Source organism: Gilliamella sp. WF3-4 (assembly GCF_001690275.1).
In the GTDB taxonomy this organism is placed as follows: domain Bacteria; phylum Pseudomonadota; class Gammaproteobacteria; order Enterobacterales; family Orbaceae; genus Gilliamella; species Gilliamella apicola_C.
The window spans coordinates 115,858-140,925 of record NZ_LZGW01000007.1; the positions used below are offsets into that span (position 1 = coordinate 115,858).

Consider the following 25,068-nt stretch of genomic DNA (forward strand, 5'->3'; position numbering starts at 1 on the left):
TCTATTTATCCTATAATCCTGTTGATTATATTGATTATACAGGATCTTTAGTTAAATTTCAGGTGAAAATTTCGCAGAATCATCTAAATTTTGGTCAGATACAAATTTTAATTAGAAAATAATCGAATTAATTAACAGGTATTTTTGATGGAAAGTTGGCAAAGGGCATTTATATTACACACTCGTTCTTATACTGAAAGTAGCCTATTAGTTGATTTGTTTGTTGAAAATGTTGGAAAAATAACGGTTTTAGCTAAGGGAGCAAAAAGAAAACGTTCATCATTAAAAGGGATGTTGCAACCTTTTACTCCACTAATTGTACAATATTCAGGTCAAGGTGACATAAAAACATTGCGTCAAGTTGAAGCAATGTCTCTCTCTTTGCCATTAGCATCTGTTTATTTATATAGTGCTTTTTACTTAAATGAACTATTACACCGAGTCTTAGTCGCCGAAACTGAAATGCCAACACTTTTTGATGACTACTTAAAAAGCTTGCAACAATTAGCACAACAGGTTTCTGCTGAAAATGTGCTACGAGCTTTTGAATTATCCTTATTAGATAATTTAGGCTATTGTGTTGATTTTTTTCACTGCTGTGCCACTGGCGATAGTATTGTCGAATCGATGAATTATCAATATCAAAGTGAAAAAGGGTTTATTAGTAGCTTATTAAAAAACAGCACCAGTTTTACAGGTGAACAAGTTTTGGCACTAGGAAAACGCCAATTTAATAGTGATGATACACTGAAAGCCGCAAAACGTTTTACTCGAATGGCATTAAAACCTTATGTAGGTTCAAAACCTTTTAAAAGCAGAGAACTATTTTTGAAGCTCTAATTTTTACCAATTACAATTTATACATAATACTAACAGAAAGATTTATTAGAAAAGTGATGAATTAATTTATCAAGTTGATTGGCAAACTTTTCTCTATCTTTAATTGAAAAAGGAGAAGGGCCTTTAGATTGTACGCCACTAGCTCGCATAGTTTCCATAAAATCGCGTATAGTTAGCCGCTCTTTTATCGTATCGAGTGTATATTGTTCTCCTCGTGGTGTGAGTACTAAAGCGCCTTTATTTAATGCATCTGATGCAAGTGGAATGTCGGATGTGATAACTAAATCATTTTTTTTAACTAACTCAATAATTTTATTATCTGCGGCATCAAATCCTTTTCCAACTTGTAAACTTTGAATGTAAGGTGAGAGGGGAATCGTTAATCGTTGATTAGCTATTAATATTGTATTAATGGCTTTTCGATTTGCTACTCGATATAAAATCTCTTTAATTGGGTTAGGGCATGCATCAGCATCAATCCAAATGTTCATAGTTACTCTATTCAATATTCAATTAAAACTTCCAATATTTAGTGATTATATCGTCTATTATAAAAAAATAATCAATTATTTTTTGTAAAAGTATTACAGAGATAGGATACGTTACAGTCTATTTTATGCTCATATTCGTGTTGATGTCGCGGCAATTGTTTCTATTTAAAATCTTAATGATAAGTGATAGTATATGCGGTCTACTTTATTTATGTATGCAAGTGCGCTTTCGTGTGGCGCACCACTGTTATAAGGATTTATTATGCCAATAATTACTCTTCCTGACGGAAGTCAACGTCAATTTGATAAAGCCGTTACTGTTTTAGAAGTTGCACAAAGCATAGGTGCAGGGCTAGCAAAAGCATGTATAGCTGGACGTGTAAATGGTGAGCGTAAAGACGCTTGTGATTTGATAGAACAAGATGCCACATTAGCCATTATTACGGCAAAAGATGAGGATGGTCTTGAAATTATACGTCACTCTTGTGCGCATCTATTAGGTCATGCTATTAAGCAATTATGGCCTGATACGCAAATGGCCATTGGTCCAACTATTGATAATGGTTTTTATTATGATGTTGATTTAGATCACTCTTTGACGCAAGAAGATCTTGATGCATTAGAAAAACGTATGCATGAATTGGCTAAAAAAGATTACGAAGTAAAAAAAGAAGTGGTTAGTTGGGAGCAAGCTAGGGAAGTATTTTGGAAACGACATGAACCCTATAAAATAGCTATCTTAGATGAAAATATTCCTAAAGATTCAAAACCAGCACTTTATCATCACGAAGAATATATTGATATGTGCCGTGGGCCACATGTGCCTAATATGCGTTTTTGCCACCATTTTAAATTGCAAAAAGTCGCCGGCGCTTACTGGCGTGGTAACAGTGATAATAAAATGTTACAACGCATTTATGGCACTGCATGGGCTGATAAAAAACAACTCGATAGTTATTTACAATTCTTAGAAGAAGCAGCCAAACGTGATCACCGAAAAATAGGTAAACAACTTGATCTTTACCATATGCAAGAAGAAGCACCGGGTATGGTATTTTGGCATAATGATGGTTGGATTATCTTCCGTGAGCTTGAAGTTTTCGTTCGCACCAAATTAAAGGAATACGATTATCAAGAAGTCAAAGGCCCTTTCATGATGGATCGCATTTTATGGGAAAAAACAGGGCATTGGGGTAATTATAAAGAGTTAATGTTTGTGACTTCATCTGAAAATCGTGAATATTGTATTAAACCAATGAATTGTCCAGGGCACGTGCAAATTTTTAACCAAGGGTTAAAATCATATCGTGATTTACCATTGCGTATGGCTGAATTTGGTAGTTGTCATCGAAATGAGCCGTCAGGATCTTTGCACGGATTAATGCGTGTTCGAGGCTTTACGCAAGATGATGCACATATTTTTTGTACGGAAAGCCAAATTCGTAGCGAAGTTAACAGCTGTATTAAAATGGTTTATGATACTTATAGCACTTTTGGATTTACTGACATTACGGTTAAGTTATCAACCCGCCCAGAAAAACGAATTGGTAAAGATGAAACATGGGATCTTGCTGAAAAAGATTTGGCTGAATGTTTAACTGAAAATGGCATAGAATTTGAGTACTTACCAGGTGAAGGCGCATTTTATGGACCGAAGATCGAGTTTACTTTACATGATTGTTTAGGTCGTGCATGGCAATGTGGTACTGTTCAGCTTGACTTTATGTTGCCTGAACGTTTAGATGCAACTTATGTAGGTGAAGATAACGAACGTCATATTCCAGTTATGATCCATAGAGCTATTTTGGGCTCAATGGAGCGTTTTATGGGGATTTTAACTGAAAACTGTGCGGGGTTCTTTCCAACATGGCTTGCTCCATTACAAGTTGCCGTAATAAACATTACTGATAATCAAGCTGAATATGCCAAACAATTATGCGAAAAATTACAAAAAGTTGGTATTAGAGCAAAAGCAGACTTGAGAAATGAGAAAATAGGGTTTAAAATTCGTGAGCATACTCTTAAACGTGTTCCTTATATGTTTGTTTGTGGAGACAAAGAAATGGAATCAGGAACAATTTCAGTTCGAACACGCCAAGGTAAAGATCTTGGTAGCTTTGAAGTGAAACATGTTATAGAATTGTTGCTTAACGAAATTCATAGTCGTTCATTAGAACAAATGAATTAATGATAAATTACTTTGGAGGAATGAGATATTAAAGTCAGTAAACGTATTCAGTCAACACGCGCGCATAAGATCAATGATGAAATTACTGCTCGTGAGGTGAGGTTAACCGGCGTCGATGGTGAACAGCTCGGTATAGTAAGCTTAGACGAAGCTTTAAAACAAGCTGAAGAAGCAACTCTTGATTTAGTCGAAATAAGCCCTAATGCAGAGCCACCTGTTTGTCGAATTATGGATTATGGCAAATTCCTCTATGAAAAGAGTAAAGCAACAAAAGAGCAGAAGAAGAAGCAAAAGATTGTTCAGGTTAAGGAAATTAAGTTCCGACCTGGTACAGACGAAGGCGACTATCAGGTAAAACTCCGCAGCCTGATTCGCTTTCTTGAAGATGGCGATAAAGCTAAAGTTACGTTGCGTTTTCGTGGACGTGAAATGGCTCACCAACAGTTAGGATCTGAAATGCTTGATCGTATTAAAGAGGACTTAGCTGATTTGGCTGTCATTGAATCTTATCCAACTAAGATTGAAGGCCGCCAAATGATTATGGTGCTTGCGCCGAAGAAAAAGTAATGGTTTTACAAGTTAATTTTTGATTCATCAAAGATTACACCATTATTTTATTTTTATTAACAATGCGAAGTGGAAATTAATAAAATGCCTAAAATTAAAACTGTAAAAGGCGCAGCAAAGCGCTTTAAAAAAACAGCTTCTGGTGGCTTTAAGCATAAGCAAGCTAACAAAAGTCATATCCTAACTAAAAAATCAACTAAGCGTAAACGTCATTTACGTGGTTTGACCACCGTGTCAAAAGGCGATTTAGGTTTAGTTACTGCGTGTGTTCCATACGCTTAAGTTATTGGTTAATTATTTAGAGGATATAATTTATGGCTCGTGTTAAACGTGGTGTTATTGCTCGTGCACGTCACAAGAAAATTTTAAAACAAGCAAAAGGTTACTATGGTGCACGTTCACGTGTATACCGTGTTGCTTTCCAAGCAGTAATTAAAGCAGGACAGTATGCTTATCGTGACCGTCGTCAACGTAAACGTCAATTCCGTCAATTATGGATTGTCCGTATTAATGCGGCAGCTCGTCAATGTGGTCTTTCTTATAGCCGTTTTATCAATGGGTTAAAGAAAGCATCAATTGAAATCGATCGCAAGATCCTTGCTGATATTGCTGTATTTGACAAAAATGCATTTGCTGCATTAGTTGAGAAAGCAAAAGCGGCACTATAATAGCTTTATAAAAGCCGAGTTATCTCGGCTTTTATATTTTCATTTTTATTATAAGGGTTGATTAATTATGAAGTTAGTTATTTTTCGTTTCTTTTTTGATTGCTTTAGCAATACTATTTTGTGAGGCAAAGAAAAAGCGAAAAATAATTATAAAAGCCTCAAAAGAGGCTTTTTTTATGCAATAAACAATAAGCAGGAGAACTGTATGCCTCAATTAGTTGAACTGGTAAATAATGCCAAATCCGCTATTGAAAATGCTAATGACATTAATTCGATCGAACAAATTCGGGTGGAGTATTTTGGTAAAAAAGGTCATTTTACAATGCAAATGGCTTCATTACGCGATGTTCCAGCTGATGAGCGCCCAGCTGTCGGTCAAAAAATAAATGATGCAAAGCAAAAAGTTGTTGAAATATTAAATCATAAGCGCAATTTTTTAGAGCGTCAGGCTCTTGATGCGAAACTAGCTAATGAAACAATTGATATTACGTTGCCAGGAAAATCAATTGAATTAGGTGGATTACATCCAGTGACAAAAACGATTAATCGGTTAGTCGATTTTTTTGGCGAACTTGGTTTTGCTGTTGAAACGGGGCCTGAAATTGAAGATGACTATCATAATTTTGACGCATTAAATATTCCTGCTCATCACCCAGCTAGAGCTGATCACGATACATTTTGGTTTGACGCAAAACGATTATTAAGAACACAAACTTCAACGGTGCAAATTCGCACAATGGAAAACCAAAAACCACCAATTCGAATCATTGCTCCAGGAAGAACTTATCGTAATGATTACGATCAAACTCATACGCCAATGTTCCACCAAATGGAAGGCTTACTTGTTGATAAAGATATCAGCTTTACACATCTAAAAGGTTTGTTGCATGATTTTCTGCATTGCTTTTTTGAAGATAATATGGAAATTCGTTTTAGACCAGCTTATTTTCCATTTACAGAACCGTCAGCAGAAGTTGATATTAAAGCGAAAAATGGCAAGTGGCTAGAAGTGTTAGGTTGTGGGATGGTTCATCCTAATGTATTACGTAATGTAGGCATTGATCCTGAAGTGTACAGTGGCTTTGCTTTTGGTATGGGGATAGAGCGGCTAACAATGTTACGTTACGGTGTCACTGATTTACGTTCTTTCTTTGAAAATGATTTACGTTTTTTAAAGCAATTTAATTAATTCTGGAGATCAAAACATGAAATTTAGTGAAAGTTGGCTACGTGAATGGATCAATCCAGAAATTAGTAGCGAAACGTTAGCTGATCAATTAACAATGGCTGGTTTAGAAGTCGATGATGTTGAAAAAGTAGCAGGCGATTTTACAGGTGTTGTTGTCGGTAAAGTCGTTGAATGTATGCAACATCCTAATGCAGACAAACTTCGTGTCACAAAAGTTGATATTGGGAAAGCTGAATTACTGGATATAGTTTGCGGGGCTCCAAATTGCCGTAAAGGTTTAATGGTTGCTTGTGCAACGGTAGGCGCTGTATTGCCCGGCGATTTTAAAATAAAACCAGCTAAATTGCGGGGAGAGCCATCAGAAGGCATGTTGTGCTCTTATTCTGAATTAGGAATTTCTGATGAACATAATGGTATTATTGAATTACCTGATAATGCGCCGTTAGGACAAGACATTCGTGAATATTTGAATTTAAATGATGTCATGATTGATATCAGCGTAACACCGAATAGAGCAGATTGCTTTGGTATTATTGGCGTTGCTAGAGATATTTCTGCAGTTAACAACGTTCCAATGAAAGAACTACAAGTTGACAGTATGCCTGCAACCATTACCGATACTTTATCAATACAGATAGATGCTCCTCAAGCCGCTCCTCGCTATTTGGGACGTGTAATCAAAAATATTAATGTTAATGCAGCCACTCCACTTTGGATGAAAGAGAAATTACGTCGAGGTGGAATTCGTTCAATTGATGCAGTTGTAGATATAACTAACTATGTATTATTAGAACTTGGTCATCCAATGCATGCATTTGATTTGACTCAGATAGAAAAGGGAATAGTTGTTCGTTACGCAAGTAATGGTGAAAAACTGGTCTTACTTAACGGTAATGAAGTTAACCTTAATGATAAAACTTTAGTCATTGCCGATCACCAAAAGGTTTTGGCTTTAGCCGGAATTATGGGTGGTGAAAAATCGGCTGTAACACAAACAACTAAAGATGTATTTCTTGAATCTGCATTTTTTAGTCCATTAGTAATAACAGGTAAAGCTCGTGAATATGGCTTACATACTGAAGCTTCGCATCGTTATGAACGTGGTGTTGATCCATCTTTACAATTTGTTGCAATGGAACGAGCAAGTCAATTACTAGTTGATATTTGTGGTGGTGAAGTTGGTCCAATTATCGAGGTAACACAGCAAAGTGAACTACCAAAACAAGCAATAATTAAACTTCGTCGCAATAGAATTGATCGTATCATTGGTTATGCAATTGAGACACAAAAAATCACCGATATTTTAATTAGGCTTGGTTGTGAAGTCGAATACAATGACAATGTTTGGACTGTAAAATCACCGAGTTGGCGTTTTGATTTGCAAATCGAAGAAGATTTAGTTGAAGAAATTGCGCGTATTTATGGCTATAACAATATTCCAAATGCCAATTTAAAAATTGAGTCAGTAATGAAACCAAAGCCGGAAAGCCAAATATCATTACGAAGAATAAAAGACTTATTAGTTGATAGAGGATATCAAGAAGCCGTAACATATAGCTTTGTTGACCCCAAAATTCAACACATTCTTCACCCTGAGCAGCCAGAGATCACATTACCTAACCCCATTTCAAGTGAAATGTCAGTTATGCGTTTATCACTATGGTCTGGCTTATTAGATGCAGTGCTATACAACCAAAATCGCCAGCAATCTCGGGTTAGATTGTTTGAAACAGGATTGCGTTTTATACCTGATGAAAAAGATGAATTAGGTGTACGTCAAGAGTTAATGTTATCAGGCATTATTACAGGTAGCTTATATGAAGAGCATTGGCAACTTCCTAAAAAGAATGTCGATTTCTATGATCTTAAAGGTGATATTGAATCAATTTTTTCTCTTTTAGGCTGTGCGGATAAAGTACAGTTTAAAAAAGCTCAGCTACCTGCCTTGCATCCTGGACAAAGTGCTACTATCTATTTGAATGATGAGCTATTAGGCTATCTAGGTGTGTTACATCCAGAAATTGAAAAAAAATTATCTTTAAATAGTAAAACACTTGTTTTTGAAATAAATTTAGCTAAAATTAATAACAAGACAGTACCTGTTGCTCAAGACTTATCAAAGTATCCTTCGAACAAACGAGATATAGCTATTGTGGTATCAAATACAATTCCAGTAGCTGATATTATTTCTGAGTGTAAGCGGGCTGGTGGTGAGCAACTTATTAAAGTTAATTTGTTTGATGTTTACCAAGGTGAAAATATCAAAGAAAATCAAAAAAGTCTTGCTATCAGTTTGATTTTACAAGATAAATCACGTACACTTGAAGAAGAAGATATAACAAACATTGTAAGTAAATGCGTTACTGCTTTACAAAATCGTTTTAAAGCCCTATTAAGAGAATAATAATATGACATTAACTAAAGCTGATATTGCAGATCGTCTTGCCGAAAAATTTACCATTGATCGTCAAGAAGCTAAAGTCCTTGTTGAACTCTTTTTTGAAGAGATTCGAGTGGCTTTGGAAAAAGGGGAGCCAGTAAAATTATCTGGATTTGGTAATTTTTCGGTACGAGATAAAAACTCACGGCCTGGACGAAATCCTAAAACAGGGGAAAGTGTTGATATCTCAGCTCGCCGAGTTGTTACCTTTAGACCTGGAATTAAATTCAGAGAGCGTGTAGAAAAAAATTTAGTTATCTAATATTAAGTTCTTATTCTGCTTGCTTAATATAATAGCCTTTCTCTTATTAAGAACACTGGGAAGGCTATTTTATTTATAAATAATGCTTGTATTAATTTCGTAAATAAAGCATAATAACCGTTCTTCAATGGAGGCTCTATGGGTCCTCTTGCAACATTTTTTTGCTCATCAGGTCAGGTTCGGAAGGAAGCAGCCAAAGTAAAAAATATGTGTGTGGGATGTGGCTGATAGAGTTTCCTCCCAAACTTATTTTACAGTAAGTTTGCCTATTCTTATAAATTATAACTAATTAGGTGTTATTTATAATTTACAACATATTAAGAAAATAAGAAAAAATAACTTCTTGATAACAAATAAAGTTATTTTGTCATATCCATCCTTTATCTCAACAATAACTGCAATGTAAATAATATGCTATTAAATACTAGATTGTAATTAAATAATTTTGCGCTAGTTATATCATTAAATATTAATAATATAACATTAATAAAAAACATAAGATGAGCTTGCTTTCCCGCTTTTTTGCCGTCGCGATAATATCACTAAATAATCCACTGATGCTTTAGTTGCAAATTCATCTATTGAAAATCCTTTGTCTTTGGTATTTCTATTTGGTGACAATCTCTCTTTTAATTAAAATAATTACTAAATTTATTATGCAAATTTGATTCGTTAATAAAAAGATTTGTTTACAATCGTCGATAGAACAAATTGATCAGGGTGTTGAAATTTAGCTGCGTGGAATAAACATATTATCAAAATGGTCGAGTTTAATTAACTTTTTTCTAACAAAATCGTTGATCCATGTATTAGTCATAGCCATATGACACCTCTCTTTAAACAGAAAGTTCACAATCATAAAAGCCATGTGATATTGTATTATGTTAGATTTGATGATAATGTAATTGAGTAATGCCTTGTTTTAGCTCAATTTACAGTAGGCTTTGTGCATTTTAATATGAATACACATTATTAATGCAAAAGTAATCAAATTTTACAGATAGATGTTGCTAGCGCACTGGTAAATGGGCAAAAAGGATTTACTTGTTGCGCAATTGCTTACCATTATTTTTTGTTGGATTTGTGGCATTAAATACCGACAATAGCGATGGGGTATGGATGCGCATGTATGGTACTGATGCTTTTGGCTTGCTTTGCCTGAGTTTTCCATACTTGTCAATAGTCTTACGATAAAGGAAAATAATAATTTATTGCGCTAGTTACGATCTACTATTAATAAAATACATGCTGGCACACTACAGAAGATACCAAAAGTAAAAAATATTATTATTTTTCCCCATCAGAATAAGATTTTTTTAAAAGAATGTAGTGAAATATGGGTGATAAAACACCTAGCTAAGTAACCATCAGCAATAAAGCAGATTTACTAGTAGCATTTTTAACGTATTTTGGGAAGGGTTAATTTAAGGAGTATAAATGAATATTTTTTCACGCTTATTTGGTAAGAAATCAAAATTACAACAAGCTGATGAAGCATTAATTGAAAATCCAAATATTCAAGCGCCATTAGCATTAAGCATTGTTTTTAAGGGGCAGTTCTATTTAGATCAAGATAATCTATTAAAGCAATTACGTAGTATTGATTCATCAATGAAAAATATTCGATGCCAAATGCCATATGGCAAGTTAGATGACGGATGTTATGCTTTATTTGGTTGGGAAAATCATGTCATTAAATTAATTGGCATCAATGCTCCTTATCCTGCTGATGTTTTAGAAATATGCGTGGCACCAGCACATTACAGTCAGGATATTAAAGATCAAGTTCGTGAAAATGATAGTTATATCATTCTATATTATACTGGATATGAAAAGAATATACTTGAGCAATACTTGGCTTTAACTCGTTTTGCAGCTAGTTTTGAACCATTTAATGGTTTAGCGCTGATTAATGGAAAAGGGCATAGCTCATTACCAATAAAAGTTATTCGTCAATTAGCCACAGAAAAAGGTGGAATAGAAGGGTTATGTCATTGCTTACCAATGTTTTATTGTGGTTTTGTCAAATATGAAATAGAAAATGTTAAAGGTGTGTGGATGCGCACGTATGGCGCTGACGCTTTTGGATTACCTGATTTTGCTGTATTAGCTAATAGCCATGATGAAGGCGTATACTATTTTGATATGTTTAGCAATATTCTACAGTATTTACGCGATAGTGGTACAACAATGGCTTCTGGTGACACAATGGAAGTTGGCGATAATAAAATGATGTCTTTACGCACACCACGTGATGATGAAAGTTTTTTAAAAGATGAAGGGTACGTTTTAGTCGTTGAAATAAATAGCAATAATGCAACTGAATAAATACTTAACTCGTTAGCAAAATTAATCTAATAAAATAAACGTCTATTTTTAAATTGTGCGTTTATTTTGTAGGTTAATTTTATCACTTAATTTATTGTTTAATTTACTTATAGATAGCGCTAGTCCATTATCAAAACGTTATTTTTTCATTGTAAGTACAATATCGCCAGAATTAAGCCTTACCTTTTCACCATTATATTGGTACTCCGACCACAGATCAGGGTTATCCGATTCACAGTCATTAATGATTCGATATTCACTATAACCTGTATTGTTGCCTAAGATAGGTATAATCTCACCAAAAGATCTTTCAATATCATGTTCAGACAAGTAGGTAATTAATTTTTTGACTAATTCTAGTTTGTGTTTTAACTCTGGATTATCTTTATATGATGATTCCATAAAATTAATAATATCTAACATTTATAACCTTTATAAAAATGTAAAACCAAAAAAATGATTTGGGTTAAAAAGTAAATTACCACAGTCTTGGCCATTGAGGTAATTTATACTCATTGAGGAAAAGGGTATTGATGAGTATGCTATTTCGGTGATAGTTACAGTTTGCTCGGTTTTGAATAATTGCGAATAAATTGACATTAATGAAAAATGATCATCGTCATCTAACGTAAACCATGCTTTAATTTCTGTTAATTCATTATATTGTATAATACCTGCTTCACTGAGATATAACTCAAAAATAACTTCATCAATAATAAAATATAATCTATCATAAAGTGGGTGAAAAATCGGCAGAGTAGCATAATCAACATAGCCAGCGATCATGACATCCTTTAGTTCACCGAGCATTAATCTATCAAAAAATCCTTGCATGATTAACCCTTTTTTTACTTTGTACAGTTAACTCAAAAAACGATTCTATTGTAATCAATATATCAAGAAAGTTTTTATATTAAACTTAACATTTACGCCATTCATTTTTTCACCTATACTTGTTTAAGTTTAAGCATGTATGGGTAGCTTCCACCAAAGCCTCAAACCCCATGTACAGCGCTTCCAATCGTGGCGGTGATTGGGGTTTGTTTTCTTATCGTTTAAATACTTGATATCTAACATACAGTTTCTCTAAATAATCAAAGTAGTATGTAAATGTTATCACACTCAATTAGCATCATTAGCTATTTTAAACATCATCCAAAAGGTATCTATTATTTGATAAATAGAACTCACCGATTTCTTGCACATCTTTATCGTCACTTTGTAAAGCTAAATTCGCCAATTTTTTTGATAATTTCTGGCTAAATGAATTGAATAAATACATCAATATACCAAATGTTTGATAATCCTGTTGCCCTAAAATAGGGGTAATATAATTCCAAATATGTTTTTCTAGCCACTGCGTATTGATACTTAAAATAATCTCTTGGCATAATTTTGTATTGCCATCTAAATATTGCATAATGTTAATAATTTCAGGTAATAAGCTTATTTTGATTGCTTCTGGAAATTGTTTGATCAAGTGTAATAATAAAGGATCAAACTTTTGGGTTAAATGTGTTTTAAGTAATTCAACAGTTTTAGGCTCATTAGCTAATAAATAGAGTTTATCTAATAAATTATCCTGTAGATTAATGCAGTCGGTTAAAAGCTGATTTATCTCATTGAATGAGTGCATTTTTTGTTACCTGTTTTATTTATGATGTTGCTCAAGGTTTTATCTGGCAAAACCATATCCAATTATCATGATGAAAATAGAATGCAATATTGTTATCGGGACAGATAAGTAGGCTATCATCATGAATATTATCTAGGCAATGGGTTGATATTTCCAATCCATTGGTATAAGCATCATAATAATATCCTGATTTAATGGTATAGTGTTTTATAATTTGAGTAAATTTTTCAAAAGCATTGTTATCAATTTTTACACAATGGTGATTCAAATGTTTATCAATATGTTTGATATTATTGGCAAATTTCTGCCACTTTCCATTAATTAGAAAGTGATATCGTTGTTTTTTATCTTGCTTTATAAAGTTGTTTATAAAAAAATTTAGATGATTCATAGCATATTGAATATCAAGTTATGATTTGACCTTTATATATTGCCATTTTATCTTAAAAAATGCCTTTTAATTGTTTTTTTGATATTTTGATCTGTTTAGCAATGACTTCTACATAGAATGAATCGCTTTGAATAATATAATGCCAATAATCCCCACGATCGTAGTGTCGCCAATCAGGAAAATGAGATTGCCGTTCACTGGCTAATTGCGCCAGCCATGATGATTCAGGAATAACCCAATAACAACTAGTAAAATCATCGCTATCACAATGATTATAATAGGCAAGTTTTTTGTTTCGTTCAAAACGCATTGCCCAAACGCTAGAAAATTCAAATATACCTGTAAATTTAGAATATTTTGCTGGCTTATACCATATTTTACAATAGGCAGTTAACTCATCACCTTTAGACTTTATAACAAGATCATCGTTGGGGGCTTGCCAGTAAGGAAGCTCAACTGGGTAGGCAAAATCCTTGTCCTGTAAGCGCTGATTAGCGAGACCGTAATTGGTTAAGATTGTTTGAATATGATCTTCAAAGTGGCAATTAAGGTATTCATTTGCAGTAATGATGACAGTAAGAATATAAGATGAACGTATAGTAATATCAAAATTGGGATCGATTTTGTCATAAACCCAAATAGTAAAACCATCGAGGTTTGCTTTAGCTATATCACTATCCTTTTGATAGTTGAATTTACTGTCAAAAGCTTGAACTAGTGTTGCTAATAGTTGTTCGAATGAACACTGCTCATCAATTAAAAATCTTAGCCATTTTTTGGGGGTATCCATTTGTTCCTACTTATTACCATATATTGGAATTGATTTAAGGTTTTGCTACTAAAATATATTTTTATTGTATCTATGATATGTAGTCTATTTTATTTTTTAGGTAATGCAATAAGATTAATCGATAATTATATTATTGCTTGCATTGAGTTGGTTGAAATTGGTGGGTATTTTTAGTGCAACATAAAAAAATAGCAGTGCGACATTTTAGCCGCACCGTTATTGCTTATATTATTGTTAGTGTCGTTGAATTGATTTAAATTGTTTTGTTGTTTGTTTAAGTGCTATTTCTGTTGGTAAACGTTCCATTGAACTAGCTCCATAAAACCCATTACAATCAGGGCAATTGTCTAAAATATATTTAGCGTCTTCTGGAGTAGCAATAGGGCCACCATGGCATAAAATTATAATATCTGGTCGAATTGTTTTAGCTGCTTTAGCCCATTGATTGATTAAAGGCACACAGTCAGCAAGCTTTAAAGCCGTTTCTGCACCGATACTACCGCCCGTAGTTAATCCCATATGGGGTACTAAAATATCAGCGCCAGCTTTAGCCATATCGATTGCGTTTTGTTCACTAAATACATAAGGTGTTGTTAGCAGATCTTTTTCATGTGCTTTGCGAATCATTTCTACTTCTAAAGCGTATCCCATACCTGTTTCTTCAAGGTTTGCTCTAAAGTTACCATCAATTAGTCCAACAGTTGGGAAGTTTTGTACGCCAGCAAATCCAGTTTCCTTTAATTTATCTAAAAATTGATCGAATTGGCAAAATGGATCTGTTCCATTAACGCCTGCTAACACTGGCGTGTGTTTAACTACTGGTAACACCTCTTTAGCCATATCCATCACAATTTCGTTCGCATTACCGTAGGCAAGTAATCCCGCCAATGAGCCTCTACCTGCCATGCGATAACGACCAGAGTTATAAATGACAATAAGGTCAATGCCACCTGCTTCTTCACATTTTGCCGATAGACCTGTGCCAGCACCTCCACCAATGATGGGTTGTCCTTTTGCGATCATATCATGAAATTTCTTTAGTAACTGTGAACGTTGGTTTTTCATAGTTTTCTCCACTTAATTTTTAATTATTTGAATAAATTCATTAATAATCAGATCACAAAACTGGGGCGAGTTAATATGATGAGGTGTTTTTATTAATTTTCTTTTAGGGGTCTGAATAAATGTTTTTTCAAATTCATCAATAAAGGCTTTATTCGCTTTTGGTGACCAAAAAATTCCTCCTTCAATATCCAATGCTGAAAAGCCACCTTCAGGGATAATAAAAGTAACGTAACCTTGGCATTGATTAAGTTTATTTGCTATCCAATTAGCCATTTTTTTATTTTCTTCCGGCGTTGTTCGCATTAAGGTTACTTGTGGATTGTGTGGGTAAAATAAACGATCTTTATATTTTTCAGGAATAGTTTCAGGGCTAGAAAAATTAACCATATCAAGTGCTCCACACGATCCAATATATGGAATTTGGCTTCTAGCAATTGCGCCAAAACGATCTTCATTGCAAGCTAAAACACCATCAAATAAATAGTCACATACTTCTGTTGTGGTAATATCCAGTACTGCATGTAATAACTTGCTATCAGCTAGCTTTTCCATCGCTTTACCTCCACTGCCTGTAGCATGGAAAACGAGGCAATCATAATGATCGTGCAATTTGGCTGATATAGATTGAACGCATGTGGTTGTAACACCAAACATAGTTAAGCCAATTGCAGGTTTATCTTCGATCGTTTCTTGGGTTTTAAAAAGAACTGAACCTGCAATAAAGTTAGCCGCATTTGATAAGACTTTTCTTGATATAACATTAATTCCTGCAATATCTGTGACTGAATACATCATTGCAATATCGCTTGCGCCAATATAATCAGAAATATTGCCAGATGCCATTGTAGATACCATGAGTTTAGGAATGCCAACAGCAAGTGATTGCATAGCAGGGGTAATTAATGCCGTTCCTCCTGAGCCTCCTAATCCTAGTATAGCGTCTACATCATTTTGAGCCATCAAAAATAGTTTGAATGCATCTGCCATTGCAACAATCGCTTTACCTCGGTCACCACAAAATATAGCCGATTTGCCATGTGGATGGTAACTTGCAACCATTTCTGACGTGATAGTTGCTAAATGATTAAATTGATGAAGTTGTGTGGAAATATCGATAATTTTATAATTAAGATTTTTTAAATCGAGAAGGGTTTTGATATAAATGATTTCTTCCCTTTTGGTGTCTAGTGTCGTAACCAAATAAATTGTGCTAGTTGATGCCATTTATCGCTCCTAAGCAGGTTAATAAGGGTAATACTTTTACCAAAAGGGTGGTTAATAGTCATACATTATATACTCAAAATGAGACATAAGTCTCATTTTTATAATACTAATTTTAACTTAATGATTAAAATGCAGTATTATTTGATGATGAATTCAAATATAACAATATATCTAATGATTCAAGAGACTTTATTGTGTTCTACAAAATATACAGGCGCCAAAAAGAAGACTTATGAACGTTTAATTAATACAGCATTAGAAGCATTAGAGCAGGGCTTTGAACTGTCTATAACCGAATTAGCTGACAAATCGGGGATTTCAAGAGCAACCGCTTATCGCTATTTCCCAACACAAAGTGATCTTATTTCTGCAACTGTTGAAAGCGCTTTAGGTCCGATTTTTAGTTGGCGATCAGAAAAACAAAATGCAGAAGAACGCATCAATGATTTTTTAGCTTTTGCCTTTCCGCAAATGTTAAAACATGAAGGGGCACTACGCGCAGCACTAAGGGTTTCATTACAACAATGGGCAACAAAACGAGCGTCATTATCTCCACAAACCGAAAAATTGGTGCGAGGTAATCGCAAAGAAATACTTGCAACAATTTTATCTCCTCTTAAAGCCGAGCTCCCTGATGAACTATATAATAAGGTTATTTATGCAATTTCGATTATTTATGGCTCTGAAATATTTATGGTACTCAAAGATATCTGGATGCTTGATGACCAGTCTATAATATCACTATCGCAATGGATAGCTAAATCAGTCATTAACCAAGCTAAACAAGATGCCTCAAAATTTTGATTGATGTGCTATGATAGCTAGTTAGCCTAATTTTGCTGATCGCTAGTGCTATGATAAAAATAAATGATTTTGTGAAAATTAATCCTTATTCACGTGTTTAAAGTAGGAAAACGATAATGAAAAAGCTTGTTTTTATTCTGATTTTTTGTCTTTGTGGGTGTGTGCATAAGCAAACGCAAATTTTACCCAGTAGTGACACCATTATCAAATTAAAGAGTGATGAAAAAATAGGTATTATTGCTGAATCGCAAACATACTCATACCAATTTACAAGTGCCGATGCGATAGACAAGCTCAAAAGCTACCGTAATTTTTTAGCAGAATATAAAAATGATATTGAAAAAGTCTCTATCACTTTTTTCCGAGAACATGCAAGCGATGAAATAATCGTTCGGTATAGTAATCTTATCCCAGAAAAAACAGTTTTAAACAATAACAATTTTTCAATGAAGTCTAAATCAGAATGGGTGTTAAAAGATGGTTATTATCAAGTGTCATTTAGCACAAAAGGAAATGCCTATAAGCAAGCAAATACGCTATCTGATCAATATTTATTACCAACCCCCATTACCGTATTAGTCAAACCTAGAAATGAAATAAAAGCTAGTGAGGACATCACAGGTGATGTAGCAGGTTTAATTATATTGCCAGTTTTTATTCCATTAATGATGATTAGTTGTATTATGGGACCTTGTTAAAAGCTATGTATAAAAGCTATGTGTAGAAAAAGTTCGCCATCACATGCTAGGAAAATGAGAATAATTGATCTACTGCCTATGATTTGAAGTGGAAAAGTAGAACAAAAAAGCTAGCCAATGTGTTGTTATAATTTACTATTATTAATGACCAAAAAGCTGAGTATTTTAAATATGCTCAGCCCTTTTTTAATAGCTATTAAACATTTTAACTTTACTTGCTAAATTTGAAAATGCACACTTATTTGTGCATAGTCACTATGCTTATCGTTAGTGATATTGAATAGGGTGTTCACTTTGTTCATCATGTACTATTTGTTTATCATGTACTAAAAGTAGACATGTGTCACTTGATGATACCGCTTGTTGTAAGCGAGCTTTGTCTTGCTCATTAAGTTTATTGATACAAGCAACCACATAACTGCAAGTTTTGTTTTGTAACGCTTTTTCAATAGTTGATATTAAGTTTGCGTTATTTAAATTTGCTAGATGAACAACTTTGTTTTTATCTAAACCTGCGATATTAATCCATGAACGCTTTAACATTGGTCGGGTCGAAAGCCATAATTGCCATTTTTTAGCTTTGTTAAGTGATTTTAATAAAGGCCGTTGTTGTTGTAATACTTGTTGAAAAGGTGATTCAAAATTAATCGCCATAAGTTGTTGTGTTGAATGTTCAATAAGCATAATAATCTTAACACTGTTTTTATATACAGTGTATGTTAGTACAGTATTTCCCGCTTGTAAACTTTATTTTGATTGGTTTTTTATATTATTTACAACTATTCAACTTTAAGAACGTAACCATTGATATGACAATATTCCTAAAAAAGTCATTAAAACAGAACCAATTACATGTATAAATAGGGTTGCCAACCCCCAAGATATTCGACCTTCTTGTAAAAAATTGACAATTTCGGCTGAAAAGGTTGAAAACGTTGATAACCCGCCACAGAAACCCGTTATAACCAATAACCGCCATTCTGCCGATAGGTTAGAATGATTAAAAAAAGCAATCGCAAAACCAATAATGTAGCCTGCAACTAAATTTGATAGTAGTGTACCTAATGGGATAGCAAAAGTGATCGCATTGAATTTAAGTGATAAAAACCACCGTAATAAACCGCCAGCTACAGAACCCACTGAAATGGCTAACACCAGTTTTAGCATGATAAAACATCCTTAATGATAAAAAACATCAAATTAACTTTAACAAAATCTTAGTATTGGCCTTTTATTGCTAATTACAATAAAAATCATTTCTTAAATAATCAAAATCCATAAAATTATAGCGTCATCATACCAGTTGAAAATACAAATAGGAACTTCTGACCAAGTTGCGATAGAATGTTCATCATTAAGTAAAAAATTGGGGTATAGATATGTTTACGGGTATTGTTCAAGGTGTTGGTCAGATTATTGATATTATAGACCAAGATAAATTAAGAACTTATAAAGTGAAGTTACCGCATCAATTAACCGATAAAATTGAAATTGGGGCTTCGATAGCCAATGATGGTTGCTGTTTAACTGTAACGAAGTTTGATAATGGCGTAGTATCATTTGATATTATGGAAGAAACGTTAGCATTAACCACATTAGGTGATAAAAAAATTAACGATTTTGTAAATATAGAACGAAGCGCAAAATTTGGTGATGAAGTGGGTGGGCATATTATGTCAGGGCATATATCTTGCACAGCAATAATTGTTGATATTCAAAAAACAGCAACTAATTGCCATATGACATTACAGTTACCATCTCAGTTTAGCAAATATGTATTATATAAAGGTTTTATTGGTATTGACGGTGCAAGTTTAACGGTTGGGCAGATAGATAAAGATAGCTTTATGATTCATTTAATCCCTGAAACGTTAGCTATTACCACGTTAGATTCGAAAACAGTAGGAGATAAGGTAAATATTGAAATTGATGCTCAAACACAAGCTATTGTTGATACCGTTGAACGGGTACTGGCGGCAAAATAATCTTAAATAATTGGAATAGGCGATAAATAATAATACTTATACTCATGAACAAATAAAGATTAAAACCACACAGACTAATTGCGTTTTATCATTCAATAATCAATTTTAGTTAAAAATTCAAGGCGCTGGGCTACTTTTTTAAGTAATTAATAGATTGGCTAAATAAGAACTATTAAGCTAATCCAGGGCCTAATTTATCACGGCAAGATGCTAATAATTAAAGATGAGAGTAATTAACCGATCAAATAACGACGTTTTTTGTATTAAAGCCTTTAATTGTAAAGCATAATGTATCTTTGTAATATTGACTAACCCTAAATAAGATAAGCAATACTTACTTTTGTAAAATAATAGCAATATCGCTAGTCTGTTATTTAAATATATGCCAATTACCACTTCAAAACAACAAAAAAACTTTAATAAAATCAATGGTTTTTCTGAATGATTTTTTCTCTAATCAAGCAGGCTATTGATCGATAGTTTGTTTAAAAAATAGACTTGATTTTTTCTCAAATCAGCGCTTATATATAACAGTGATGAGCATGGTGCTTATCACTCATTTAACTTTGGAGGAACTTATAATGGTACAAAAATTTGCTCCGTACGGTAGTGATGTCTCGTCTGGCACTTATAAGTGTGCCGACTGTGGGTATGTTTATTCAAACCAAAGTAAGAAATCGTTACCTCCTTGCCCTGATCATAATAAAACACCGCATAGCAAAAATGGTTGGTATATTATGTCTGGACAAGGGGATTCAGTTAAAGATCCTCATCCAGATAAAAAGTAATCTTATAAGTTAATACCATCAAAAGGTAACCGACTAGGTTACCTTTTTTACCGCATTAAAATTAAATTCCTAACATTATAGGGCTATATGATTTAAAAAGTAACACATTCATTCTTATATAAAAATTAAGTGAATTATAAGAGTCACATTGATTAAAATAATCGATGGAAAATAAGAAATTAAGAATCATCAAATCAATTGCAATTTGTTATGTGTTTATGATTAAGTCATATAAATACGTGACGCTGTCACTTATGATAAAATACTTGATGATAAAAAATTATTTTTCATTGATATATTTTTATTACCAATATTTCCTTGCTGCTGTTTGGCATTAATCTTAACTAACTTAATATTTAATTATTTTTATCGATTTTGTATAATATGATGATCTAATTAGAATTGTTACAATCAACAATAATTAATAATAAGGGGTATATTGACTCAGTATTGGCAATTTTTAGTAACCAATTAAATTATGCTAAAAGCAAATGGATGTTGTGCTATTTATGCGATTAAAATAACATAACTTGATTAAGTTTCAATTTAAGGAATACCGAAGTGAAAAAACGAATAAAATTGGCTGTGCTACTTTCTTCATTTTTGATGATTTCGAACGCTTATAGCGCGGAATTACCCTCGTCAGCAAATATCACAAAAGCTTTCGCTGATAGTGCTAAAAGATCAATATTAGGCGAAGGAGGAAAATTTCCTATTAAAACTGAAGCGGGCTACGAAGTTACTAATATTTTTTATAATCTGAATAACGTCGTATTTGAATATAGTATGCCAACTGATAGCCAAAGCGTTTCCATTGTAGATATTACTGAAGGAATTAGGCTTGGGCTCAATGCACAATTTTGTAGTAAACAAGATGTGGTTGATGTATTACGGGCTTATGACATTCGCTTCTTGTTCCGTTTCCAATTCAATGATGATCGAAATGTACCAGCAACATTGTCAATTGATGAAATTTGTGAAGAGCCAAAATAAATAGCTTTGGCCATCGTTCCAAGTAGTTCGTAAAATTAACGCTCATTTTGCGAGCTTACTTTATTCAAAGTTACTACCAGCTGATTTATTAAGTTATTTTTGAAAAAACTTTTTAGATTTTCTATTTACATAACTAAACCTTTGCATAATAGCATAATTCACTTTTCAAATTTTGTACTGCATATTCGCTTTTTATTGATTTATTATCATTGTTACCGCCGTCTTTTTGGATTATTATCACAACATGTACTAATTAGCATATCTTGCTAATTAAAGATGTGATTAAGGTGATGTTATATTGAGTGAACCAGAAAAAGGGAAACAATGATGAGCCTTAAAAATAGATTAGTTGAATACACGCAGACTTTGAATAATGTTCAAATTGATAATCCTTTCAAAAAGTTTCCTGACTATCAAGTTCTTAGACACAAAAGTAGTGGTAAGTGGTTTGGCCTCATTATGTCAGTAGAGAAAAATAAATTAGGTCTCAACTCGGAAGAGGTTGTGGAAATCATTGATGTCAAATCCGATCCTGAATTAATTTCTATAATAAAAAATAGCACTGGTTTATTACCAGCATATCATATGAATAAAAATAACTGGATTACCATAATGCTAGATGGATCTGTGCCACTAGAACAAATAATACATTTATTAGACTACAGTTATAATTTAACGAATAAAGATAAAGTTTGAATTTGCACTGATATATCTAATGACTGTCTCGACAAATAAGTAGCCGTGCAATTCATGAAAAACAGCTATGAAAAGAGTGAGCAAAGCTAAGCTACTCAACAATTGTTTTTTGTTTCTCACAATCTATGAGTAGTTATATGATAAATCCCCTATAGAGCATGCGAGGTAAATATCGCCGGTATTTTTATAAAAACATATTGAAAATCATTATGTTTTAAATAAGAAGTCACTGGATCACACGGAATTATGTTATATATAGAAGTTTGATTTTATTTTAGAACAACAAACAGGACAATAAATCTTATTGTTTAAAATAAGATTTATCAGAAAATATTATTCAATTGCATTATAATGCCTAAGGACAATCCATTTACCATTTATTTAGGAATCAATTCATGTCATTTGACTCTCTTGGTTTAGATGCCGAGATTTTAAAAGCAATTCAAGAACAAAACTATACCAGCCCGACGCCCATTCAACAACAAGCTATACCGGTCATTTTATCTGGTAAAGATCTTATGGCGAGTGCACAAACAGGGACAGGTAAAACGGCGGGCTTTGGCTTGCCCATTTTACAAAAATGGCTTGAGCAGAAAACTAAAGACGCTAATAATCCAAATAGCAAAAAAAATAAACGTTCTTTATATGCCTTGATTTTAGCGCCAACACGTGAGCTTGCAGCCCAAATTGGCGAAAATATTCGTGACTATAGCCGTTATTTACCGATTCGATCTTTGGTAGTATTTGGTGGTGTAAGTATAAATCCTCAAATGATGAAATTACGGGGCGGTGTGGATATATTAATTGCAACACCGGGACGATTACTTGATTTAGTACAACAAAATGCCGTGGATCTTTCAACCGTTAAAATGCTAGTGTTGGATGAAGCCGATCGCATGTTAGATATGGGATTTATTCATGATATCCGTCGTGTAATTGCTAAATTACCGAAAAAACGCCAAAATTTAATGTTTTCAGCTACTTTCTCTGATGAGATAAAAGTGTTAGCGCAATCTCTATTACATTCACCAGAATCTGTTGCAGTAGCTAAAACCAATAGCGCTTCAGAGCAAATAACCCAATATATACATAGAGTAGATAAACGCCGTAAACGAGAGCTATTGTCTTATTTAATTGGTAAAAACCAATGGCAACAAGTATTAATCTTTACCCGCACTAAATACGGTGCAAATCACTTAGCGGAACAGCTAACTAAAGATGGCATTAAAGCAGCTGCTATTCATGGAAATAAAAGCCAAGGGGCACGAACTAAAGCCTTAGCCGATTTCAAAAGTGGGCAAATTAGAGCATTAGTAGCTACTGATATTGCAGCAAGAGGTCTTGACATTGAGCTGTTGCCTTATGTCGTTAATTATGAATTACCACAAGTTGCTGAAGATTATGTACATCGCATTGGGCGAACAGGGCGTGCACAAAATGAAGGGCAGGCTATTTCGCTCGTGTGTATTGATGAACTGGCTCAATTAAAAGCGATTGAAAAATTAATAAAAAAGCCGATTCCAGAATTAACAACTAACGGGTTTGAAGTTGATCCAAAAATTAAAGCTGAGCCTGTAAAAAAATCATCGCCAAGGCGAGCATCACCAAAAAGAGCAAATGTAACGGGGGCTGGTCGATCGTCGCACTCTAATCAAAAGAGTATTAAATCTTCAAATAGATCGAATCACTCTAATAATAAAAAAACTAATATTTAACAAAGTAGAAGGAAACTATTATGGTAAATCGTAGCAAGCGTTTACGAAAAAAATTACATATTGAAGAGTTCAAAGAATTAGGCTTTACTGTTAGCTGGTCTTTTGACGAAGGCACAAGCGAAGAGACTTTAGATAACATTGTTGATCAGTTTATTCTTGAAGCCATTCAACCAAATGGTTTAGCTTATGAGGGGAGTGGTTATTTAAATTGGCAAGGTATTATTTGCACCCAAAAATTAGGAAATTGTACTGAAGAACATCGTGACGTTGTCACAAAATGGTTGGAAGATCATGGTTTAAAAAATGTTAAAACCAGTCAACTTATTGATATTTGGTGGGATGAGCTAGCATTTTAATTATTACGTTATTTTTAAATATACGTTATTCTTAAATAAAAGTAGTCACGTATGTGGCTATTTTTATAACTGAATTTTATCGTGCTACTGGTTAATTTATTTTTTATTAACTATATTAATATCAACTACATCAACTATTATATTTACATCTTCTTAAGGATGGCTATTTATAATACAATCATACAAACGATAAAATATATCCAATAATAAGTGGATTACCTCGGTGAGTAAAAAACTATCATTAAGATAATTACAGTCTACTATTTGGGCAGGGCTCAATTACATTATGAGTGAAAACACTATTTTCAAGCTTGATAAAAAATATACATCTTTTCTATTTAAAGCGATAGAAGCAGCAAAGAAAAGTGAATTTGTGATCAAACACAAATACGATATCGATCATTTTTATATATCTTTTAGTCACCATATAAAGATAAATAATGGAGCCAAATGTTACACAATACGGTTTTATTCAGAAGAAGTAACACAAAATAATTGGATGGATATTGGTTCAGGAGGAATAGTAATAGATGATATTAATGTTGATATAGACATGGATTCAGGAGAAGTTATTTCCATTTATGCAAGCCGTTAATATAAAAAAGATTTTATAAAAACTAACCAATGTACTATAAAAATATTATATTAAACAATGCATTGATAAATTGAATGGGTTATGGTAGAAAGACACAACACAACCATAGTTCAGTCGGTAGAACGGCGGACTGTTAATCCGTATGTCACAGGTTCAAGTCCTGTTAGAGGAGCCAATTTCCGAATCCCTATAGCCTGTTTATAGCGGGTATTTTTTTATCTTAAAATACCCACTTATTTATTTCGTTGTTACAACAAATACGCTTAAAACCACGTTTTTTGGGATATGTATTTAATTTTTTAATCTTCTTATCAAATTAATGAGTTGCTAAAAGAAATTTAAATGATCACAATTGGATT

28 protein-coding genes and 1 other RNA gene are annotated in these 25,068 nt (G+C 33.3%); 20 read left to right on the forward strand and 9 right to left on the reverse strand.

Features of this window, described 5'->3' with window-relative positions; translation table 11 throughout:
- Positions 1-147 precede the first annotated feature (147 nt).
- Positions 148-840, forward strand: a complete 693-nt coding sequence (recO, locus tag A9G47_RS02675) for a DNA repair protein RecO (RefSeq protein ID WP_065566612.1) — start codon at positions 148-150, stop codon at positions 838-840.
- Positions 841-869: 29 nt separating this feature from the next.
- Here recO and A9G47_RS02680 read toward each other — a convergent pair whose 3' ends face one another.
- A complete protein-coding gene (locus A9G47_RS02680) occupies positions 870-1,331 on the reverse strand; it encodes a YaiI/YqxD family protein (RefSeq protein WP_065566613.1) in 462 nt (153 codons plus the stop codon).
- Positions 1,332-1,593: 262 nt separating this feature from the next.
- Here A9G47_RS02680 and thrS point away from each other — a divergent pair, with 262 nt between their 5' ends.
- From thrS to A9G47_RS02725, 10 genes are all read left to right on the forward strand, one after another.
- A complete protein-coding gene (gene thrS / locus A9G47_RS02685) occupies positions 1,594-3,519 on the forward strand; it encodes a threonine--tRNA ligase (RefSeq protein ID WP_065566614.1) in 1,926 nt (641 codons plus the stop codon).
- A gap of 27 nt (positions 3,520-3,546) precedes the next feature.
- Positions 3,547-4,086, forward strand: coding sequence for a translation initiation factor IF-3 (gene infC, locus A9G47_RS02690; RefSeq protein WP_065566615.1), 540 nt, complete (start codon positions 3,547-3,549; stop codon positions 4,084-4,086).
- 84 nt (positions 4,087-4,170) lie between these two features.
- Complete coding sequence (gene rpmI / locus A9G47_RS02695; RefSeq protein ID WP_034945602.1) at positions 4,171-4,368, forward strand: 50S ribosomal protein L35; 198 nt, start codon at positions 4,171-4,173, stop codon at positions 4,366-4,368.
- A 32-nt stretch (positions 4,369-4,400) separates the two neighbouring features.
- Positions 4,401-4,754 (forward strand): 50S ribosomal protein L20, encoded by a 354-nt coding sequence (rplT, locus tag A9G47_RS02700; protein ID WP_024496189.1) that lies wholly within the window; start codon positions 4,401-4,403, stop codon positions 4,752-4,754.
- A gap of 67 nt (positions 4,755-4,821) precedes the next feature.
- Positions 4,822-4,878 (forward strand): pheST operon leader peptide PheM, encoded by a 57-nt coding sequence (pheM, locus tag A9G47_RS14825; RefSeq protein WP_141671930.1) that lies wholly within the window; start codon positions 4,822-4,824, stop codon positions 4,876-4,878.
- 81 nt (positions 4,879-4,959) lie between these two features.
- Positions 4,960-5,943, forward strand: a complete 984-nt coding sequence (pheS, locus tag A9G47_RS02705; RefSeq protein ID WP_065566616.1) for a phenylalanine--tRNA ligase subunit alpha — start codon at positions 4,960-4,962, stop codon at positions 5,941-5,943.
- Between the two features lie 16 nt (positions 5,944-5,959).
- Positions 5,960-8,347, forward strand: a complete 2,388-nt coding sequence (gene pheT, locus A9G47_RS02710; RefSeq protein ID WP_065642092.1) for a phenylalanine--tRNA ligase subunit beta — start codon at positions 5,960-5,962, stop codon at positions 8,345-8,347.
- Positions 8,348-8,351: 4 nt separating this feature from the next.
- The gene (locus A9G47_RS02715) at positions 8,352-8,645 is read left to right on the forward strand and encodes an integration host factor subunit alpha (protein WP_065566618.1); all 294 of its coding nucleotides are present in this window, start codon (positions 8,352-8,354) and stop codon (positions 8,643-8,645) included.
- A gap of 137 nt (positions 8,646-8,782) precedes the next feature.
- An RNA gene (ffs, locus tag A9G47_RS02720) (signal recognition particle sRNA small type) lies at positions 8,783-8,878 on the forward strand.
- 1,204 nt (positions 8,879-10,082) lie between these two features.
- A complete protein-coding gene (locus A9G47_RS02725) occupies positions 10,083-10,973 on the forward strand; it encodes a DUF4261 domain-containing protein (RefSeq protein ID WP_065642093.1) in 891 nt (296 codons plus the stop codon).
- A 138-nt stretch (positions 10,974-11,111) separates the two neighbouring features.
- Here the strand turns inward: A9G47_RS02725 and A9G47_RS02730 are convergent, their stop codons facing one another.
- The 6 genes from A9G47_RS02730 to A9G47_RS02760 form a co-directional block, all read right to left on the reverse strand.
- Positions 11,112-11,396, reverse strand: a complete 285-nt coding sequence (locus tag A9G47_RS02730; protein ID WP_065642094.1) for a hypothetical protein — start codon at positions 11,394-11,396, stop codon at positions 11,112-11,114.
- 9 nt (positions 11,397-11,405) lie between these two features.
- A complete protein-coding gene (locus tag A9G47_RS02735) occupies positions 11,406-11,807 on the reverse strand; it encodes a hypothetical protein (protein ID WP_065588503.1) in 402 nt (133 codons plus the stop codon).
- Between the two features lie 310 nt (positions 11,808-12,117).
- A complete protein-coding gene (locus tag A9G47_RS02740) occupies positions 12,118-12,609 on the reverse strand; it encodes a hypothetical protein (RefSeq protein ID WP_065642095.1) in 492 nt (163 codons plus the stop codon).
- A 443-nt stretch (positions 12,610-13,052) separates the two neighbouring features.
- On the reverse strand, positions 13,053-13,790 hold the full coding sequence (locus A9G47_RS14445) for a hypothetical protein (protein ID WP_218057411.1): 738 nt from the start codon (positions 13,788-13,790) through the stop codon (positions 13,053-13,055).
- 234 nt (positions 13,791-14,024) lie between these two features.
- Entirely contained in the window at positions 14,025-14,855 is an 831-nt protein-coding gene (locus A9G47_RS02755; protein WP_065580774.1) for a phosphoenolpyruvate hydrolase family protein, read from the reverse strand.
- A gap of 12 nt (positions 14,856-14,867) precedes the next feature.
- A complete protein-coding gene (locus A9G47_RS02760; RefSeq protein WP_065580773.1) occupies positions 14,868-16,079 on the reverse strand; it encodes a Tm-1-like ATP-binding domain-containing protein in 1,212 nt (403 codons plus the stop codon).
- Between the two features lie 174 nt (positions 16,080-16,253).
- Here A9G47_RS02760 and A9G47_RS02765 point away from each other — a divergent pair, with 174 nt between their 5' ends.
- Entirely contained in the window at positions 16,254-16,883 is a 630-nt protein-coding gene (locus A9G47_RS02765; protein ID WP_065566676.1) for a TetR/AcrR family transcriptional regulator, read from the forward strand.
- Between the two features lie 116 nt (positions 16,884-16,999).
- The gene (locus A9G47_RS02770; RefSeq protein WP_065642097.1) at positions 17,000-17,581 is read left to right on the forward strand and encodes a hypothetical protein; all 582 of its coding nucleotides are present in this window, start codon (positions 17,000-17,002) and stop codon (positions 17,579-17,581) included.
- A 267-nt stretch (positions 17,582-17,848) separates the two neighbouring features.
- Here the strand turns inward: A9G47_RS02770 and A9G47_RS02775 are convergent, their stop codons facing one another.
- Positions 17,849-18,265 carry a cell division inhibitor SulA gene (locus tag A9G47_RS02775; protein WP_065566664.1) on the reverse strand — a complete coding sequence of 139 codons (417 nt, stop codon included), beginning with the start codon at positions 18,263-18,265 and terminating at the stop codon, positions 17,849-17,851.
- 105 nt (positions 18,266-18,370) lie between these two features.
- Positions 18,371-18,748: a fluoride efflux transporter CrcB gene (gene crcB, locus A9G47_RS02780; RefSeq protein ID WP_065566665.1), complete on the reverse strand. Its 378-nt coding sequence runs from the start codon at positions 18,746-18,748 to the stop codon at positions 18,371-18,373.
- A gap of 212 nt (positions 18,749-18,960) precedes the next feature.
- On the opposite strand from crcB, the gene A9G47_RS02785 reads away from it, so the two are divergent.
- From A9G47_RS02785 to A9G47_RS02815, 7 genes are all read left to right on the forward strand, one after another.
- Positions 18,961-19,566, forward strand: coding sequence for a riboflavin synthase (locus A9G47_RS02785; protein ID WP_065566666.1), 606 nt, complete (start codon positions 18,961-18,963; stop codon positions 19,564-19,566).
- A gap of 581 nt (positions 19,567-20,147) precedes the next feature.
- Positions 20,148-20,354, forward strand: a complete 207-nt coding sequence (locus A9G47_RS02790; protein WP_065566667.1) for a hypothetical protein — start codon at positions 20,148-20,150, stop codon at positions 20,352-20,354.
- 561 nt (positions 20,355-20,915) lie between these two features.
- Positions 20,916-21,347, forward strand: a complete 432-nt coding sequence (locus tag A9G47_RS02795) for a hypothetical protein (RefSeq protein ID WP_065566668.1) — start codon at positions 20,916-20,918, stop codon at positions 21,345-21,347.
- A 327-nt stretch (positions 21,348-21,674) separates the two neighbouring features.
- Complete coding sequence (locus A9G47_RS02800) at positions 21,675-22,043, forward strand: MmcQ/YjbR family DNA-binding protein (protein ID WP_065566669.1); 369 nt, start codon at positions 21,675-21,677, stop codon at positions 22,041-22,043.
- 395 nt (positions 22,044-22,438) lie between these two features.
- The gene (gene rhlE / locus A9G47_RS02805) at positions 22,439-23,758 is read left to right on the forward strand and encodes an ATP-dependent RNA helicase RhlE (protein WP_081297910.1); all 1,320 of its coding nucleotides are present in this window, start codon (positions 22,439-22,441) and stop codon (positions 23,756-23,758) included.
- Positions 23,759-23,778: 20 nt separating this feature from the next.
- Entirely contained in the window at positions 23,779-24,114 is a 336-nt protein-coding gene (locus tag A9G47_RS02810) for a YggL family protein (RefSeq protein ID WP_065566670.1), read from the forward strand.
- A gap of 286 nt (positions 24,115-24,400) precedes the next feature.
- Positions 24,401-24,709, forward strand: coding sequence for a hypothetical protein (locus A9G47_RS02815; RefSeq protein WP_065642098.1), 309 nt, complete (start codon positions 24,401-24,403; stop codon positions 24,707-24,709).
- Positions 24,710-25,068 lie beyond the last annotated feature (359 nt).

Coding starts and splice junctions, on each gene's coding strand:
- recO (WP_065566612.1), top strand. CDS start 148: ATGGAAAGTTGGCAAAGGGCATTTATATTACACACTCGTTCTTATACT.
- A9G47_RS02680 (WP_065566613.1), bottom strand. CDS start 1,331: ATGAACATTTGGATTGATGCTGATGCATGCCCTAACCCAATTAAAGAG.
- thrS (WP_065566614.1), top strand. CDS start 1,594: ATGCCAATAATTACTCTTCCTGACGGAAGTCAACGTCAATTTGATAAA.
- rpmI (WP_034945602.1), top strand. CDS start 4,171: ATGCCTAAAATTAAAACTGTAAAAGGCGCAGCAAAGCGCTTTAAAAAA.
- rplT (WP_024496189.1), top strand. CDS start 4,401: ATGGCTCGTGTTAAACGTGGTGTTATTGCTCGTGCACGTCACAAGAAA.
- pheS (WP_065566616.1), top strand. CDS start 4,960: ATGCCTCAATTAGTTGAACTGGTAAATAATGCCAAATCCGCTATTGAA.
- pheT (WP_065642092.1), top strand. CDS start 5,960: ATGAAATTTAGTGAAAGTTGGCTACGTGAATGGATCAATCCAGAAATT.
- A9G47_RS02715 (WP_065566618.1), top strand. CDS start 8,352: ATGACATTAACTAAAGCTGATATTGCAGATCGTCTTGCCGAAAAATTT.
- A9G47_RS02725 (WP_065642093.1), top strand. CDS start 10,083: ATGAATATTTTTTCACGCTTATTTGGTAAGAAATCAAAATTACAACAA.
- A9G47_RS02730 (WP_065642094.1), bottom strand. CDS start 11,396: ATGTTAGATATTATTAATTTTATGGAATCATCATATAAAGATAATCCA.
- A9G47_RS02735 (WP_065588503.1), bottom strand. CDS start 11,807: ATGCAAGGATTTTTTGATAGATTAATGCTCGGTGAACTAAAGGATGTC.
- A9G47_RS02740 (WP_065642095.1), bottom strand. CDS start 12,609: ATGCACTCATTCAATGAGATAAATCAGCTTTTAACCGACTGCATTAAT.
- A9G47_RS14445 (WP_218057411.1), bottom strand. CDS start 13,790: ATGGATACCCCCAAAAAATGGCTAAGATTTTTAATTGATGAGCAGTGT.
- A9G47_RS02755 (WP_065580774.1), bottom strand. CDS start 14,855: ATGAAAAACCAACGTTCACAGTTACTAAAGAAATTTCATGATATGATC.
- A9G47_RS02760 (WP_065580773.1), bottom strand. CDS start 16,079: ATGGCATCAACTAGCACAATTTATTTGGTTACGACACTAGACACCAAA.
- A9G47_RS02765 (WP_065566676.1), top strand. CDS start 16,254: ATGATTCAAGAGACTTTATTGTGTTCTACAAAATATACAGGCGCCAAA.
- A9G47_RS02770 (WP_065642097.1), top strand. CDS start 17,000: ATGAAAAAGCTTGTTTTTATTCTGATTTTTTGTCTTTGTGGGTGTGTG.
- A9G47_RS02775 (WP_065566664.1), bottom strand. CDS start 18,265: ATGCTTATTGAACATTCAACACAACAACTTATGGCGATTAATTTTGAA.
- crcB (WP_065566665.1), bottom strand. CDS start 18,748: ATGCTAAAACTGGTGTTAGCCATTTCAGTGGGTTCTGTAGCTGGCGGT.
- A9G47_RS02785 (WP_065566666.1), top strand. CDS start 18,961: ATGTTTACGGGTATTGTTCAAGGTGTTGGTCAGATTATTGATATTATA.
- A9G47_RS02790 (WP_065566667.1), top strand. CDS start 20,148: ATGGTACAAAAATTTGCTCCGTACGGTAGTGATGTCTCGTCTGGCACT.
- A9G47_RS02800 (WP_065566669.1), top strand. CDS start 21,675: ATGAGCCTTAAAAATAGATTAGTTGAATACACGCAGACTTTGAATAAT.
- rhlE (WP_081297910.1), top strand. CDS start 22,439: ATGTCATTTGACTCTCTTGGTTTAGATGCCGAGATTTTAAAAGCAATT.
- A9G47_RS02810 (WP_065566670.1), top strand. CDS start 23,779: ATGGTAAATCGTAGCAAGCGTTTACGAAAAAAATTACATATTGAAGAG.
- A9G47_RS02815 (WP_065642098.1), top strand. CDS start 24,401: ATGAGTGAAAACACTATTTTCAAGCTTGATAAAAAATATACATCTTTT.